The sequence below is a fragment of the Nonomuraea sp. NPDC048892 genome (assembly GCF_040649735.1).
Lineage (GTDB): Bacteria > Actinomycetota > Actinomycetes > Streptosporangiales > Streptosporangiaceae > Nonomuraea > Nonomuraea maheshkhaliensis.
Genome location: NZ_JBEZFZ010000002.1, coordinates 142706 through 158524, shown reverse-complemented (window position 1 = coordinate 158524; position 15819 = coordinate 142706). Strand labels below are relative to the sequence as shown.

The window sequence follows — 15819 nt, the reverse complement described above, 5'->3', positions numbered from 1 at the left end:
TGACCGCCCACCGGTTGACCAGCGGGCCGTGGACGAGGACGCCGGTACCCGTTCACCGGTTGACCAGCGGGCCTGAGCCGGTGGAGCCGCGGACGACCAGTTCGGGCTGGAAGATCAGCTCGACGTGCTTGGCCGGGGCGCCGTTGACCTCTTCGAGCAGGGTCTGCACGGCCGCCGACGCCATCGCCCCGATCGGCTTGCGCACGGTCGTCAGCGGCGGATCGGTGAACGCGATCAGCGGCGAGTCGTCGAACCCGACCACGGACACCTCGCCCGGCACCGACAGCCCCTTCTGCCGGCACGCCCGGATAGCGCCCAGCGCCATCAGATCGCTCGCGCACACGATGCCGGTGCAGCCGCGGCTGAGCAGTTGCGCGGCGGCGGCCTGCCCGCCCTCGACCGAGAACAGCGAGTGGGCGATCAGGTCGTCCACGTCGTCCGCGCCGAGGAGCTGCGCCATGGCCTGCCGGTAGCCCTCGATCTTCCTGATCACCGGCACGAACCTGGGCGGCCCGAGCGCGATGCCGATCCGCTCGTGGCCGAGGTCGACCAGGTGCTGCACGGCCAGCCGCGCGGACAGGCGGTCGTCGGGCGAGATGAAGGGGGCGTCGATGTGCTCGCTGTAGCCGTCGACCAGCACGATCGGCAGGCCGCGGTCGGTGAGGCGGGTGTAGCGGTCCATCCGCGCGGTGGTGTCGGCGTGCAGCCCGGAGACGAAGACGATGCCGCTGACGCCGCGATCGACGAGCAACTCGGTGAACTCGTCTTCAGGCGCGCCGCCGGGCAGCTGGGTGCAGAGCACCGGCGTGTAGCCGTGCTGGGTCAGCGCCTTCTCGATGGCCTGCGCGAACGCGGGGAAGATCGGGTTGTCCAGCTCAGGCGTGACCAGACCGACCAGCCCGTTGCTGCGCTGCCGCAGCCGGGGCGGGCGTTCGTAGCCCATCAGGTCGAGCGCGGTCATCACCGATTGGCGGGTGGCGGCCGAGACTCCGGGCTTGCCGTTGAGCACCCGGCTGACGGTGGCCTCGCTCACCCCGGCCTGGGCGGCGATGTCGGCGAGACGAGCGTGACCGTTCATGGGCCTTACTTTACTTTCCGCCGGGCCGCCGAATCCGCTGCTACGGGGACATCGGAGGCGATCACGAGCTCTCCTTCGACGTCGTGGCGCAGAGACTCCCGGCCTGGTGGATCATCGGGTTCGGCTTCCGAGCGGCCATCGTCTCCCCTGCGCGCACCGCGTGCCTCCCCCGGACGTCCCCCACATGAAATCTCTTTCCGCAAGTTTACGCAAGCCCTTTCTAACTCGAAATACGGAAATATCGGCTACGGGCCGCCAAAACTCCTGACCGAAACACTGCCGAATGAGATTCTTTATCTCCAGGGTGGACATGCAGCGTTAAACCGCGATGTACTACCTCTTCAATCAGCCTCGTCACAGGTGACACGCAAGGTGTGGGCCCATGAGCTCGGTCGTTCTCGACAAAGTGACCAAGGTGTATCCGGGCGACTACCTCGCAGTCGACCGGCTGAGCCTTCGGGCCGATGACGGCGAGTTCCTCGTCCTCCTCGGCCCCTCAGGATGCGGCAAGTCCACGCTGCTGCGCATGATCGCCGGGCTGGAGGAGATCACCGAGGGCGACCTGTGGCTGGACGGCGAGATGGCCAACCACCTGGCCCCGCGCGACCGTGACGTGGCGATGGTGTTCCAGAACGGCGCGCTCTACCCGCACAGGACCGTACGCGGGAACATCGCCTTTCCCTTGGAGATCGCCAAGTCAGACCCGTCGATGGTCCGCGAGCGCGTCACCGAGCTGTCCAAGGCGCTGCACATCGACGAGACCCTCGACCGCCGCCCCGGCACGCTCTCCGGCGGCCAGCGCCAGCGGGTCGCGATGGGCCGGGCGATCGTGCGCCAGCCCAAGCTCTTCCTCATGGACGAGCCGCTGTCGAACCTGGACGCCGGCATGCGCACCGAGCTGCGGATGGAGATCTCCTCGCTGGTCAGGTCGCTCGGCGTCACCACGATCTACGTCACGCACGACCAGGTGGAGGCCCTGACCCTGGCGGACCGGATCGCGATCCTGAACCGCGGCGTTCTTCAGGACGTCGGCACTCCGGCCCAGATTTACAACGATCCAGCGACGGCGTTCGTGGCGGCCTTCCTCAACTCCCAGCAGCTGAACCTCTTGACGGCGGGCGTCAGGACGCCACAGAACCAGTACGTGCTGCTCGACTTCGGCCCGCACCGTCTCACGTTGCCGTGGAGCGATCCCAGGGCGTACGCGATCTCGCAGCACACCGGCGGGCAGGTCCTGGTCGGGCTGCGCCCTGACGGGCTGGCTCCGGTGCCGGAGTCGTACGAGGGGCCGTCCTTCTACGGACGGGTGCGGGCTCTTGAGTATCACGGGCACGAGTGGCTGGCGTACCTGGAGTGCGGGATGCCCGCCGTACCGGTGCCCGAGCCGCCGGACCCGCGCCGGCGCGTCAACGGCGCCAGGAACGGGTCGGGGAAGGTGTCGGGCATGATGCGGCGGCTCTTCTCGCCACGCGTGCCGGAACCGCAGGACCAGGAGCAGGTGGGCGCGCACGGCAACAGCGGCATCCACCGCCGCTCCGACCTGATCGTCCGCCTCGGCAACCGCCCCGTCTGGCGCACCGGCGACGCCGCCAAGGTGGCGGTGGACCTCTCCCGCATCATGATCTTCACCTCGGACGGCGCCCGCATCGACCCCCCGCGCCGCTGACCGAAACACACTCCGCACGGGACGTCTTCGGCCAGACGGACGCTACTTCTCGTAGTGAAAGCGGCAGGCGGCGATCATGATGGTGTCGTCGGTGACGCGGTAGACGAGCCGGTGTTCCGAGGTGATGCGCCGGGACCAATAGCCGGACCATTCATACTTCAGCGGTTCCGGCTTGCCGATGCCTTCGTTCTCGTGCCGGGTTATGTCGGCGATCAGCTGGTTGACCCTCTTGAGGATGCGCCGGTCTTCCCGCTGCCAGTAGCAGTAATCTTCCCAGCCGAGCTCGGCGAAGAGGATCTTCACGAAGCGAGGTCCTCATCAGCCAGTTCACGGATGGTGCCGCCGCCAGCCTCCAGGCTGGCGATCGCCTCCGACAGCCGCCTGCGATTCTCGGGAGAAGCCATCAGGTAGAGCGTCTCGCGCATCGACTCGTACTCGCGCTGAGACACCATGACCACTCCTTCCCCGCCCGGGCGCGTGATGAGGACCTCTTCCTGGTCGTCGATGACGGCATCGAGAGTTGCCGCATAGTTGGCCCGCGATTCAGACATGGTCATCACCTTCATAGCGCCAGTGTACATGATGGTGTACATCCTTTCCCTTAAGAGAGGCGTCGGCGCACCCCCAAACCCTCGCCCGGCGCAGACGTGGCACGGTCGAAGAAAAGGGGAGTGCACCACTCCTAGGCAAAGGGTAGCAATTCAACTACCTAGAGTGGCGACACCACATTGCCCTGCCTTTGCCGAGGTGCGCAGTCATCCGCAGGTCATCAGGAGATCGTCCAGCGGGAGCTGTCAGGGGTGTCCTCGATGGTGACGCCGCCGCGGGTCAATGCCGTGCGCAGGGCGTCGGCGACGTCGTAGCTGCCCTGGCCGCGCAGCTCGGCCCGTAGCGCGAGCAGGGGCTCCACCAAGGACGGGAGAGCCTGGGAGCGCTGGGCGGCGGTCGAGGCGAGCTCGCCGAGGCGGGCGATCAGCAGCCGCATCAGCTCTCTGGCCTGCTCGACCCCGCCGGAGTCCTCCTCCGTGTCGGCGGCCCACTTGACCATCTCCGCCTCCAGGTCGAGCACGGCCTGCGCCGCCGCCACCATGTCGGTCCGGTCGGCGGCGGCCTTGAACAGCTCTTCGCAGGACCGGATCGACTCCTCCAGCGTCACCTCGGCGGGCTGCGTCTCCGGCTCGGGCGGGGCGGGGACGGGACCGCCCGAGCCGCCTTCGGCCAGGCGGCGCAGCTCGGCCAGGTCGAGGCGAGTGCCAGTGGGCAGGACCGTCTGCGTGCCGGGCCTGCGCACGGTCAGGCCGCCCCGCCCCGCGATCCGTACGGACTCACTCTCCAGGTCGATGACCAGCGCCGTGTGCTCGTCGAGCCCGAGCACGGCGGTGCCGGGCGGCAGCTCGCGCTCCATGCGTGACAGCCGGCGCTCGCCCAGGTAGCAGTAGCGGGTGTCGTGGGTGCCGCCCTCGGCGTTGTCGTAGTGGGGGATCAGCACGGCCTGCAGCCCCAGCGGCTCCAGCAGGTCGATGCCCTCGCGCCAGTGGGGCTCGGCGCCCACCTTGTAGATCTCGTAGACCGGCACGGTGGCCAGGCCCGCCGTGCAGGCCGCCGCCGAGGCCAGCACGGTCACCCCTTCGCGGGCCCGGATCCTGGCCCGCAGGTCGCCGGCCACGCCGGAGCCGGCCCATCGGTCGAGGGCGTAGGTGGGGCTGCCGGGGCCGGAGAACACCCAGTCGGCGCCGGTGATCGCGGGAGCCACCTCGACGTCGAGGCCGACGCTGTGGGAGAAGTATCCGCAGGCGCGGGCGGAGATGTCGGCGCGATTTTCCTGGAAGGCGTAGGGAGTGTCGAGCAGCACGGCCCGCGCCCCCGCGCGCAGGGTCCGCGCCGCGGCGCGGTGAATCTCGACCATGGTCGGGCTCGTCTCGCCCGACCCCATCAGCACCAGCACACCGGGCATGAACGTCGGCCTCTCTCTCCCACGCCATCGACTACAACCCGGCTCACCACGCTGGTGCAAGAGCGCCGACGACATGCCTAAGAGACGCACCTGCACATGATGGGCAGTAAGTTGTGGGTGGTGACGGGAAGACACGTGGTCTCGGTTGAAACGCTCATGCTACGGGTGGGCACCGACAATCGCTGGGCGTACAGGCATGCCCTTACCCGGCCGCTACGTGGGGAGAGCCCCGACGAGACAGCGCGCCGGCTGAGCGGGGTCGCGCCCGGCGACCCCGACACGGTGCTGCATTCCACCAGCTGGCGCTACGAACCGGACGGCGAGATCGTCCTGACGTACGCGGTCTGCCCCGATCCGTCGCCCTGGCTGCCCGCGACCGAGGTGCCGGCGCTGGAGATCGCCAGAGGGCGGGCGCCGGCGACGCCGTCACCGCAGGGCGTCACCCTGGCCAACGTGGTCGCGCACGCGGTCAGGCACCTGGCCTTCCTCCTGGCCGAGGACCCCGTCGTCGCCCGCGCCCTGTCCCGTCACCCGCGCATCGGCCCCGCCCTGGAGCCGGTCACGGCACCGGCGTGAGATCCGCCGGCCGAGGTCCTGCATGGGCCGTTCGACGTACCGGTAGGTCAGCGCGCTGACGCCGACGAGCAGCGCCAGGGCCAGGGCGGTCATGGCTATCTGGTACGCCGGCTCGGCCCGCCGCAGATCCCCGCTGACCTGCACGAAGTACTTCAGCACCGGATGGTGCACCAGGTAGAGCGAGTAGCTGATCAGCCCGAACCAGACCAGCACCCGGGGCAGCCGCCTGCCGCGCAGCGCCATCCCGCCCGCGAACGTGGCCCCGGCCAGCGCGATCGTGGTGAACCACACGTCGGCCTGCACCCACCACCAGCCGCTCTCGATGGCCCACAGCGGCGCGATGCCGACCAGGACGACGGTGACCGCCACCGGCCACAGCCGGCCGGTGCCGCGCTCCCACCGGTGCACGGCCGTACCCGCGAACATCACCGCCAGCACTGCCGCGCCCAGCCACGGCACCCGGCTGCTCATCAGCAGCAGCACCACCGCCATGACGCCCAGCACGCAGGCCGAGGCGGTACGGAACCGGCCCGCCACCACGCCCGTCAGCCCGACGACGAACACCGCACACGACACGTACGCCGGCCACGCCCCCTTCAGCACCGCCCCCGACACGATCAGCCCGACCACGACCGCGGCCACCGCGAAGAGCACCGACAGCAGCCCGCTGCGATCGTGCCCGCGCGTCAGGAACAGCGCCGTGACCAGCAGGTAGAACACCATCTCGTACGAGAGCGTCCACATCGTGTCGGCCACGCCGCCCACGCTGACGACGTCGAGCAGCATGGTCGCGTGCGCCGCCACCGCGCTCCCGTCACGGGGGACGGCCTCCCGCACCGGCACCCACCAGGACAGCGCCAGCACCGCGACGATGACGCCCAAGTAGAGGGGGTAGAGGCGGAAGAAGCGGCTGATCCAGAAGGCGCGTACGTCGCCGTGGCGTTCCAGGGACGTCGGGATGATGTAGCCGCTGACCAGGAAGAACACCAGGATGCCGTAGACGCCCAGGTTGAACCAGTAAGGGCGCAGGCCGGGCAGGAACCAGGGCAGGAGGTGCTCGGCCACCACCGCCATCGCGCCGATGCCGCGCAGGGCGTCCAGCCAGGCGAGCCTCGTGGCGGAGGTGGACGCGTCGGTCTGGGTGGGTGCCGTGGCAGGTGCGGATGTGGCGGTGCGGGAAGGCGCGGAGGCCGGGGCAGGGGCGGACGCGGGAGCGCGCGGATGGGTGGAATCGGGATGCGGGGCGGCTGCGGACACCCGGCCCAACCTACCCGTAACGGGGTGAGTGATGCGGGCGTCTTTCCCTGGCCGGCGCCGGATTCCGGCCCTCGACCGGCTACGGGGACTGATGGTCGGCCAGGGGCGCGTGGTGGTCGGCGCCGTCGGGGCCATCGGGGTCGGTGTGAACGGTGGCGGCCCTCAGGCGCGGCACGCCGTGGATGAGCCGGTGCTCGGCCCCCACCGCCACCTCGTGCGCGCGTATAACCGACATGTCGTGATCGACGAGGATCTCCACCTCGGCGTGCAGCGCGTGCCCGATCCAGCGCAGTCGCACCGACTCCACCCGCCGCACTCCTTCCACCCCGGCCAGTACGTCTTCCGCGGCGTCCACGAGCGCGGGGTCAACGGCGTCCATGAGCCGGTGGTAGATCTCGCGCGCCGCGTCGCGCAGGACGTAACAGATGGCGACCGTGATGAGCAGCCCCACGACGGGGTCGGCGAGCGGGAACCCGAGCGCGGCGCCGCCCGCGCCCAGCAGGACGGCCAGCGAGGTGAAACCGTCCGTCCTGGCGTGCAGGCCGTCGGCGACCAGCGCCGCCGAGCCGATCTCCCTGCCCACCTTGATGCGGTAACGGGCCACCCACTCGTTCCCGGCGAACCCGATCACCGCCGCCGCGGCCACCCAGCCCACGGCCCTGATCTCCTGGGGGTCCAGCAGCCGCCGGACGGCCTCGTACCCGGCCAGGGCGGCCGAGGCGGTGATGAGCAGCACGATGACGATGCCCGCCAGGTCCTCCGCCCGGCCGTAACCGTAGGTGTAGCGGCGGGTGGCGGCGCGGCGGCCGAGCGAGAACGCGATGGCCAGCGGTACGGCGGTGAGCGCGTCGGCCAGGTTGTGCAGGGTGTCGCCGAGCAGCGCGACCGAGCCGGAGGCGACGACGACGACCGCCTGGACGGCGGCGGTGAGCATGAGGGCGGCGAACGAGACGGCCAGCACGCGCATGCCGCGACTGCTGGACTCCAGCGCGGTGTCCGTCTTGCGGGCGGAGTCGTGGCTGTGCGGGGTCACGGCGTGGGCGACCCACCCCAGCACCGCCCTGATCCCCCGCTCTCGCTGATGACCGTGCCCATGCCCATGCCCATGCCCATGCCCATGCCCATGCCCGTGGTCGTGGTCGTGGTCGTGGTGCTTCGACGGGTCGGAGTCCCGCTGGTCACCCATGGCATCCCCCGCTAACGCACCTCATCCCTTCGAGCAGGATATGCAGCCATGTCCGCGTACCAACGGAAGGACCCGCGTACGTCCCCTACCAGCCCACCTTCCCCTTCCCGGAGATCAGCGCGCGGGCGATGACCAGCCGCTGCACGTCGTTGGTGCCCTCGCCGATCGCCATCAGCGGCGCGTCCCGGTAGAGCCGTTCGACGACGAACTCCTGCGAGTACCCGTACCCCCCGTGGATGCGCATCGCCTCCAGGGACGCCTTGAGCGCCACCTCCGAGGCGAAGTACTTGGCCATGCCCGCCTCCATGTCCACCCGCTTGCCGCCGTCGGCCTGAGAGGCGGCCCAGTACGTGAGCAGCCGGGCGGCCTGGATCTCCGTGGCCAGGTCGGCGAGTTTGAGCTGGACGGCCTGGAAGTCGGCGATCGGCCGGCCGAAGGCGGTGCGTTCGCGCGAGTAGGCCAGCGCGGCGTCGTATGCGGCCTGGGCCACGCCGACGGCGCGGGCGGCGATGTTGATCCGCCCGATCTCCAGCCCGCCGAGCACCTGCTGCATGCCGCGCCCCTCGACGCCGCCGAGCAGGCACGACACCGGCACGCGTACCTCGTCGAGCACCACCTCGCACGTCTCGGTGCCCTTGTAGCCGAGCTTGGGCAGGTCGCGGCTGACGCCGAAGCCGGCCGACGAGGGGTCGACGAGCAGCACCGACATGCCCTTGTGCGCGGGTTCGGCGACGGAGGTCTTGACCAGCACGGGCAGCGGGTCGGCGTGGCGGGCGTTGGTGATCCACGTCTTGGTGCCGGTGACGATGTAGTGGTCGCCGTCGCGTACCGCCCTGGTCTGGATGCCCTGCAGGTCGGTGCCCGCTCCGGGCTCGGTCAGCGCGATCCCGGTACGGCGGGCGCCGCTCGCCAGGTCGGCGAGGTGCAGCCGCTTCTGCTCCTCGGTGCCGTGGCGGGCGATCATCCAGCAGGCCAGCGAGTGGGAGCCGATCGTGCCGGCCACGCCCATCCAGCCGCGCGCGATCTCCTCGAAGACCAGCGCGAAGGAGACCATGTCGGCCGCCATGCCGCCGTACTCCTCCGGCACGGACAGCCCGAACAGTCCCATCTGCTTCATCTTGTCGACGATCTCGGTGGGATAGCGGCCGGAGTGCTCCCACTCGGTGGCCACCGGCACGATCTCCTTGTCCACGAACGCGCGCAGGGTCTCGCGGAACGCCTTCTGCTCGTCGGTCAGCTCGAAGTCCATGTGCCTCTTCTCAGAGCGGGCCGGTCTTGGCCTGGGGGAAATAGCCCTTGTCGTACGGGGCATCGCGTTTGTAGACCATGACGGTCCGCGTCCACGACATGACCTCGTCGCCGTCCTGGTTGAGCCCGCGCGTGTAGCAGGTGACGATCCCTGCGTACGGCCGCGACTTGGACTCCCGCTTGCCGGTCACCTTCGACTCGGCGTAGAGGGTGTCGCCCACGAAGACGGGATGGGTGAGTTTGATGCCGTCCCAGCCCAGGTTCATGATCGCTGTCTGGCTGACGTCGATGACCGACAGGCCGAGCACGATGGCCACGCTCAGCCCGGAGTTCACGATGATCTTGCCGGTGGGGGCCCTGGCGGCGAAGTGCGCGTTGAAGTGGTTCTGGTTGGTGTTCATGGTCAGCAGCGTGAACCAGGTGTTGTCCGACTCGCCGATCGTCCGCCCCATGGGGTGCTGGTAGACGTCCCCTATGGTGAAGTCCTCGTAGTAGCGGCCGATGCTGGGCTCGTGGACGGTCACGGGCGGCTCCTGTTCACCACGATCAGACCGTTCACGTTAGTGACCAGATGATTGTTCGGTCAATCACCCCGCACGTCGGTGGCGAGCCCTCAGGTGCGGGCCGCGAGCTTCGCCACCACGTCCACGATGCGGGCGGCACGTTCCACCTCGGCCCGGTGGAACACCGGCCCGTCGGCGCGGGCGACCACCACGTGCATCCCGGCCGTGACGACGGGCAGCAGCAGCAACTGCATCTCCTTGGCGTCCACGGTGATCGCCCGCGGGGGCTGCTCGGGCAGCTCGAACTCGGCGGGCGCGGTCATGGAGGCATGCTGTACGGCGCCGTCGGCCACCGCCAGCGACCATTCGGCGCCGCAGAGCCCCGGCAGCGCGTCGACCAGCGTGGCGTATCCCCTGGCGGGTTCGGCCGCGACGTGCATGAGCAGGTCGTAGTCGGGCGCCGAGCCGGGCATCTCCTTGGTGGGCCAGACTCCCTCGACGCGCACGCCCGGCATGGCGGACATCCGCTCGCGCACCTCGGCCGCGCTCACCTGCCCAGGCCAGGAGACGGTGAAGTCGTCCACGGCCCGGCCGGCCTCCCGTTCCAGCACGGTGACCTGGAGGATGTCCGCCCCCAACGCGCCCAGCGCCTTCGCGACCTGACCGAGACCGCCCGGCCGGTCCGGCAACGACACCCTCAGTCGCAGCAGCATTCCCGCCTCCCCTCCGAAGGCTCCCAGATTGCCGCGCAAAGGTTTCCAGGATGTTCCATGCATATGTCGCACATGATGCGCTTATATCCCAGGATGAAGCGTTAAGTCCGTATTGTCGATAAAGGGCAGTTGTGGTTTTCGCAGGCCAACGGGTGGTCATCCCCCATGCCGAGCCCTTACGCCAGGACACCGACCGACCCCACAACCGCGCGAACCCGTCCGCCCGGCGCGGCACGGTGTGACGCGGCTCTCCAGGCCCCGGAGTTGCGTTGGAAAATCCAACCCACCTAGAGTGGGTCTGGTTTTCCAACTGACAAGGAGGGCGCGATGCGCGACGCCGTCATCGTGGAGGCCGTACGCACCCCGATCGGCAAAGGCAAGCCCGGCGGCGCCCTGGCCGGGGTGCATCCGGTGGACCTGCTCGCCCACACCCTGCGCGCCCTGATCGAGCGCGGCGGAATCGATCCGTCCCTGGTGGACGACGTGATCGGCGGCTGCGTCGACCAGGTGGGCGAGCAGGCCATGAACACCACCCGCAACGCCTGGCTGGCCGCCGGCCTGCCGGAGTCCGTGCCGGCGGTCACCGTGGACCGCCAGTGCGGCTCGTCCCAGCAGGCGGTGCACTTCGCCGCACAGGGGGTGCTGTCCGGTGCATACGACCTGGTCGTGGCCTGCGGGGTGGAGTCGATGAGCCGCGTCCCGATGTGGTCGAACGTGCTCCCGGGAGCCGATCCGTTCGGCGCCGCCCTGGCCGCCCGCTACCCCGAGGGCCTGGTGCCGCAGGGCATCAGCGCCGAGCTGATCGCCGCCAAGTGGTCGCTCGGCCGCGAGCGGCTCGACGCGTTCTCGGCCCGCTCGCACGCCAAGGCCGCCGCCGCCTCCTTCTCGGCCGAGCTCGTCCCGCTGGCGGGCCTCGACCGGGACGAGTCGGTACGCCCCTCCACCACGGAGGAGATCCTGGCCGGGCTGAAGCCCGCGTTCGCCGACCCCGGCTACGCCGAGCGGTTCCCGCAGATCGACTGGTCGGTCACCGCGGGCAACTCCAGCCCGATCAACGACGGGGCGGCGGCCGTGCTCATCACCACCTCGGAGACGGCGGCCCGCCTAGGTCTCAAGCCGCTGGCCAGGCTGCACAGCTTCGCCGTCACCGGGTCCGACCCGATTCTCATGCTCACCGGCGTCATCCCGGCCACGGAGAAGGTCCTGCGCCGGGCGGGGCTGCGGCTGGCCGACATCGACCTGTTCGAGGTCAACGAGGCGTTCGCGAGCGTCGTCCTGGCCTGGGAGCAGGAGACCGGCGCGGACCCGGCCAAGGTCAACGTCAAGGGCGGCGCCATCGCCCTCGGCCATCCTCTGGGCGCCAGCGGCGCCCGCATCACCACCACTCTCGTCCATGCCATGCGTGAGCATGGCGCCCGCTACGCCCTGCAGACCATGTGCGAGGCGGGCGGTCTGGCAAATGCCCTCATATTGGAGCGAACCTCATGAAGATCTCCGGCAGTGTCGCCCTCGTCACCGGCGCGAACCGCGGCCTCGGCGCCGTCTTCGCCCGCGCCCTCCTGGAGCGCGGAGCCCGCACGGTCTACGCCGCCGCCAGAAACCCGGCCACGATCACCGGCCCGGGCCTGACCCCGATCGCGCTCGACGTCACCGACCCCGTCTCCGTGGTGGCCGCCGCCGAACGCTACGCCGACGTCGACCTTCTGATCAACAACGCGGGCGTGTCCATCGGCGGCTCCGACCCGGAGGCGGCCCGCGCGGAGATGGAGGTCAACTACTTCGGCCCGCTCGCCATGAGCCGCGCCTTCGCCCCCGTGCTGGCCGCCAACGGCGGCGGCGCGCTGGTGAACGTCCTGTCGGTGCTGTCGTGGGTGACGTTCCCGAGGCCCAAGACGTACGCGGCGTCGAAGGCGGCGGCGTGGTCGCTGACGAACGCGCTGCGGCTGGAGCTGCGCGAGCAGGGCACCCACGTGCTCGGCGTGCACGCCGGCTACATCGACACCGACATGGCCGCCGGCATCACCGGGCCCAAGATCAGCCCGGAGGACGTGGTGGTGCAGGCGCTCGACGGGCTGGAGGCGGGCGCGTACGAGGTGCTCGCCGACGACGTCAGCCGCAACGTCAGGGCCGGCCTGTCGGGCGGCCTGGAGCTGCTGTATCCGGAGCTCGTCACTCCCCCTCAGGACGCTCCCGCCCAACCCGGTCGCTGACCGGGCCCGCCTGATCCGCTGTGTCTTCCCGGCGGATCAGGTGTACGGCGAGCAGGGTGAGCCAGGTCCAGCCGGTCACGATGAGCACCCGCTGCAGCAGGCCCGCGTTGGCGGCGTCGTCCGTGAACGCCTGCCCGTACACCGGGAAGAGGACGAGCGTCGCCACCGCCGTGACCGCCGAGTAGAGCCGCCACCAGCCCTTGAGCCGGATCGCGACCGCCACGCACGCGACGGGCAGTCCGAAGAAGACCGGCAGGGACGCCAGGTCGTGCGCGGTGTGGTGCCAGCTGCCGGTCAGGACGACCCCTTCCGGGGCTCCGGGCGGATAGCCCTGCATCGGGTCCATCACGAACACGCCGGCGCCGATCAGGCCCGCACCGATCAGCCCGATCGGCACGGCCGCCCACCACGACGCCAGGCTGCGGCGCACGCCCGCCGCGAAGGCCGTGATGAGCAGGCCGCTGACGACGAAGCTGGCGATCTGGATCCAGCCGCGCTCACCGAGGCTGAGCTGGCTGCCCGAGTGGTAGAAGGGGTCGTAGCCGGGGCGCAGGGCCCCCTCGACGAGCAGCACGATCACGAACAGCGGCGCGCCTGCCGCACCACAGAACAGCAGCCTTCTGGTGGTCATCGAATCTCTCCTGCGGATCGGGCGGATCGGGCGGGGATGGTGGCCGGGTTCTGAGCCTCGGGCGGGGATGGTGGCCGGGGTCCTGGGTCTCAGACGGATCCGGGCGGCGATGGTGGCCGGGGTTGTCAGCCCAGCAGAGCCGATCGGGGTCGCGCACTGGCCGGACGGACACGATCCGTGGCCGATCGGCCAGGGATAGGCGGGCCTGTGCTCGATTAAGCTCCCCGGCATGACGGTCGTGCCCCGCTGGCTGCTGCCGGCCCAGCTCGCGGCGCTGGACGGCCGGCCCGCCGGGCGCCGTACGGCCCGCGACTGGGCGGCCGACGCGGGGCTGTTCGCGTTCGCGGTGATCATGGCGATCGAGCAGGCCGCCGCCTATCCGCCGCCCGGCGCCGAGTTCGTGCCCGGCTGGCTCGTCGCGATCAACCTCTGGGTGGCGGGGCCCGCGTGCCTGGCCCTGTGGTGGCGGCGGCGCTTCCCCCTGGTGCTGGGCGTCGTGATGCTGGTCGCGCTGTCCTTCTCGGCCTCTTCTGTGGGCGCGGCGATGGTGGCGGGCCTCACCGTGGCGATACACCGGCCGTGGGGCCGGGCGGCGGCGGTCTCCGGCTCGTACCTGGCGATATGCGGTTACTACGGCCTTTTCGCCGAACCGCCCGGGGTGGAGCGGCCGGTGCTGATCGCCTCGCTGCTGATCATGTTCGGCGGGCCCCTCTGCCTGGGCATGGCGGTCCGCGCCCGCCGCCTCCTGCTCCTCGGCCTGCGACGGGAGGCCGAGGTACGGTCCCGCGAACACCGCCTGGAGCTGGCCGAAGCGCAACGAGCGGAACGCGAACGCCGGCTGGAACTGGCGGAGGCGCAGCGGGCCGAACGGGAGCATCGGCTCGCGTTGCGGGAGGCGCGCCGGGCCGAGCGAGAGCGGTTGGCCCGGGAGATGCACGACGTGCTGGCCCACCGGGTGTCACTGCTGAGCGTGCACGCGGGCGCGCTGGCCTACCGCACGTCGCAGGCCGCGGCCGGGACGGGCCCGCCGGTGGACGCGTCCGAGGTGGGCGGGGCGGTACAGGTCATCCAGGACAACGCCCGGCTGGCCCTGGACGAGCTGCGCGAGGTCCTGGCGGTCCTGCGCGACGGCGAGCCCGCCGCCACCCGGCCCCAGCCCGGCCTGGCCGACCTGCCCCGCCTCGTCGCGGAGGCCGAGGCGGCGGGCCAGCGGGTCGACTACTCGGTCGGGGACGAGGTGGCGGCACTGACCGGCGCCGCGGAGGGGACCGGACGCGCTCGGGCCGGGTTGAACGAGTCCGGACCTGAGGAGGATGGGTCTGAGGGGGCCGCATCCGAACGGGCGGACTCAGGGCGGACAGGGGCGAGGCAGGGTGGAGCGGGCCCGAGTGGGTCGGTACGGGCGCAGGTGCAGCGCACCGCGTACCGGACGGTTCAGGAAGGGCTGACGAACGCGCGCAGGCACGCCCCCGGGGCACCGGTGCGGGTGCGGATCGAGGGCAGGCCCGGCACCGACCTGATCGTCACCGTGGGCAACCCCGCCGCCGGGGCGGGTGGCGTGCGGGGAGAGGGGGGCGGGGCGGGCAAAGGGCTGGCCGGGCTCGGTGAGCGGGTGGCGCTCGACGGTGGCAGTCTGGAGCATGGAGTACGCGACGGCGTGTTCGTGCTGTCGGCCCGCCTGCCGTGGCAGGTGTGACGAGCCGTTGGAGGCCCGATGGATGAGCCGCCGATCCGGGTCCTGCTGGTGGACGATGATCCGCTGGTGTGCGCCGGGCTGCGGATGATGTTACGTGGCGCGCCCGGCGTGGACGTGGTCGGGGAGGCGGCCGACGGGGCCGACGTGCCGGGGGCGGTCGAGCGGCTGGCCCCCGACGTGGTGCTGATGGACATCCGCATGCCGTACGTGGACGGCATCGCCGCCACCCGGGCCGTGGCCGCCCGTACGGGCCGCGCCCCGCGGGTGATCGTGCTGACGACGTTCGACACGGAGGCGACGGTGATCGAAGCGCTGCGGGCGGGCGCGTCGGGGTTCCTGGTCAAGCACACGCCGCCCGAGCAGATCGTCGAGGCCGTCCGCCGTGCCGCCGCGGGTGAGCCCGTCCTGTCACCCGGCGTGGCCCGTACGCTGATCGCGCACGTGACCGGCGGCGCGGATCGCCGCACCGTGCAGGCCCGCGACCATCTGGCCCGGCTCACCGGGCGGGAGCGCGAGGTCGCGCTCGCCGTGGCCGAGGGGGCCGGCAACGCCGAGATCGCCGCACGCCTGCACCTGTCGGTCGGAGCGGTCAAGGCGCACATCTCCAGCGCGCTCACCAAGCTCGGGCTGACCAACCGCACCCAGCTCGCGATCCTGGCCCACGACGCCCGCGACAGCCACGACCTCGGCCCCTGACCGACCGCCTGGGTCAGCCCGTCGCTTCCCAGACCGCTTCGAACGCCTCGCGCGGGATCTCGGTCAGCTCCCAGATCTCCAGCGGCTGATCGGTGAGGAATCCGGCCTCGTCCTGCAGATGCCGCCACCAGTAACGGCGGGCGCCGCGGTCGGTGCCCACCTCGACCTGGCGCACCGCCCACTGCTCGCCGTCGCCCTCGACGCTCTCGAACAGCCAGGCGCGCCCGTCCTCGTCGCCCATGTGCCAGTAGCGGCGGGGATTGTCGGACTCGGCGAGCTGCCGCACGAGCGGCTGGCGAAGATCTGGAACCACGGGGCCCACTCTAGAACGACAGGACGACAGGACGACAGAACGAGAGGACGACGGTGCGGCAGAACGAGGGGGCGCCAGAGCGACCGGGAGCG

The 15819-nt window shown here is 70.8% G+C and carries 17 protein-coding genes; 5 read left to right on the top strand and 12 right to left on the bottom strand.

Translation table 11 applies throughout. The features are described from left to right. Positions 1-52: 52 nt before the first annotated feature. Entirely contained in the window at positions 53-1078 is a 1026-nt protein-coding gene (locus AB0C28_RS06235; RefSeq protein WP_357841188.1) for a LacI family DNA-binding transcriptional regulator, read from the bottom strand. A gap of 382 nt (positions 1079-1460) precedes the next feature. Between AB0C28_RS06235 and AB0C28_RS06230 the strand changes: the two genes are divergently transcribed. Further along, entirely contained in the window at positions 1461-2744 is a 1284-nt protein-coding gene (locus AB0C28_RS06230; protein WP_357841185.1) for an ATP-binding cassette domain-containing protein, read from the top strand. 42 nt (positions 2745-2786) lie between these two features. On the opposite strand, the gene AB0C28_RS06225 is transcribed toward AB0C28_RS06230, so the two are convergent. The 9 genes from AB0C28_RS06225 to AB0C28_RS06185 form a co-directional block, all read right to left on the bottom strand. Further along, positions 2787-3047: a Txe/YoeB family addiction module toxin gene (locus AB0C28_RS06225; RefSeq protein ID WP_357841182.1), complete on the bottom strand. Its 261-nt coding sequence runs from the start codon at positions 3045-3047 to the stop codon at positions 2787-2789. After that, positions 3044-3310: a type II toxin-antitoxin system prevent-host-death family antitoxin gene (locus AB0C28_RS06220; RefSeq protein WP_357841179.1), complete on the bottom strand. Its 267-nt coding sequence runs from the start codon at positions 3308-3310 to the stop codon at positions 3044-3046. Before AB0C28_RS06220 ends, AB0C28_RS06225 begins: the two co-directional genes overlap by 4 nt. A gap of 203 nt (positions 3311-3513) precedes the next feature. Next, on the bottom strand, positions 3514-4698 hold the full coding sequence (locus AB0C28_RS06215) for a hypothetical protein (RefSeq protein ID WP_357841176.1): 1185 nt from the start codon (positions 4696-4698) through the stop codon (positions 3514-3516). A 305-nt stretch (positions 4699-5003) separates the two neighbouring features. After that, positions 5004-5141, bottom strand: a complete 138-nt coding sequence (locus AB0C28_RS06210; RefSeq protein ID WP_357841173.1) for a hypothetical protein — start codon at positions 5139-5141, stop codon at positions 5004-5006. Then, on the bottom strand, positions 5125-6531 hold the full coding sequence (locus tag AB0C28_RS06205) for an acyltransferase (RefSeq protein WP_358073245.1): 1407 nt from the start codon (positions 6529-6531) through the stop codon (positions 5125-5127). Before AB0C28_RS06205 ends, AB0C28_RS06210 begins: the two co-directional genes overlap by 17 nt. 79 nt (positions 6532-6610) lie before the next feature. Beyond that, the gene (locus AB0C28_RS06200) at positions 6611-7588 is read right to left on the bottom strand and encodes a cation diffusion facilitator family transporter (RefSeq protein ID WP_358073244.1); all 978 of its coding nucleotides are present in this window, start codon (positions 7586-7588) and stop codon (positions 6611-6613) included. A 214-nt stretch (positions 7589-7802) separates the two neighbouring features. Next, positions 7803-8966: an acyl-CoA dehydrogenase family protein gene (locus AB0C28_RS06195; protein ID WP_357841164.1), complete on the bottom strand. Its 1164-nt coding sequence runs from the start codon at positions 8964-8966 to the stop codon at positions 7803-7805. A 10-nt stretch (positions 8967-8976) separates the two neighbouring features. After that, complete coding sequence (locus AB0C28_RS06190; protein ID WP_357841161.1) at positions 8977-9489, bottom strand: MaoC family dehydratase; 513 nt, start codon at positions 9487-9489, stop codon at positions 8977-8979. An 89-nt stretch (positions 9490-9578) separates the two neighbouring features. Beyond that, the gene (locus AB0C28_RS06185) at positions 9579-10181 is read right to left on the bottom strand and encodes an ACT domain-containing protein (RefSeq protein ID WP_357841158.1); all 603 of its coding nucleotides are present in this window, start codon (positions 10179-10181) and stop codon (positions 9579-9581) included. Between the two features lie 327 nt (positions 10182-10508). On the opposite strand from AB0C28_RS06185, the gene AB0C28_RS06180 reads away from it, so the two are divergent. Together AB0C28_RS06180 and AB0C28_RS06175 are read left to right on the top strand one after the other, a co-directional pair. Beyond that, positions 10509-11669 (top strand): thiolase family protein, encoded by a 1161-nt coding sequence (locus AB0C28_RS06180; RefSeq protein WP_358073243.1) that lies wholly within the window; start codon positions 10509-10511, stop codon positions 11667-11669. Further along, positions 11666-12391 carry an SDR family oxidoreductase gene (locus tag AB0C28_RS06175; RefSeq protein ID WP_358073242.1) on the top strand — a complete coding sequence of 242 codons (726 nt, stop codon included), beginning with the start codon at positions 11666-11668 and terminating at the stop codon, positions 12389-12391. The genes AB0C28_RS06180 and AB0C28_RS06175 overlap by 4 nt, the downstream gene beginning before the upstream one ends. On the opposite strand, the gene AB0C28_RS06170 is transcribed toward AB0C28_RS06175, so the two are convergent. Next, positions 12351-13022, bottom strand: coding sequence for a DUF998 domain-containing protein (locus tag AB0C28_RS06170; protein WP_357841150.1), 672 nt, complete (start codon positions 13020-13022; stop codon positions 12351-12353). The genes AB0C28_RS06175 and AB0C28_RS06170 overlap by 41 nt on opposite strands. 229 nt (positions 13023-13251) lie before the next feature. Here AB0C28_RS06170 and AB0C28_RS06165 point away from each other — a divergent pair, with 229 nt between their 5' ends. Continuing rightward, positions 13252-14718 (top strand): histidine kinase, encoded by a 1467-nt coding sequence (locus tag AB0C28_RS06165; protein WP_358073241.1) that lies wholly within the window; start codon positions 13252-13254, stop codon positions 14716-14718. 18 nt (positions 14719-14736) lie between these two features. Then, a complete protein-coding gene (locus tag AB0C28_RS06160; RefSeq protein WP_357841144.1) occupies positions 14737-15414 on the top strand; it encodes a response regulator transcription factor in 678 nt (225 codons plus the stop codon). A 13-nt stretch (positions 15415-15427) separates the two neighbouring features. On the opposite strand, the gene AB0C28_RS06155 is transcribed toward AB0C28_RS06160, so the two are convergent. Beyond that, positions 15428-15727 (bottom strand): hypothetical protein, encoded by a 300-nt coding sequence (locus AB0C28_RS06155; protein WP_357841141.1) that lies wholly within the window; start codon positions 15725-15727, stop codon positions 15428-15430. Between the last annotated feature and the right edge of the window lie 92 nt (positions 15728-15819).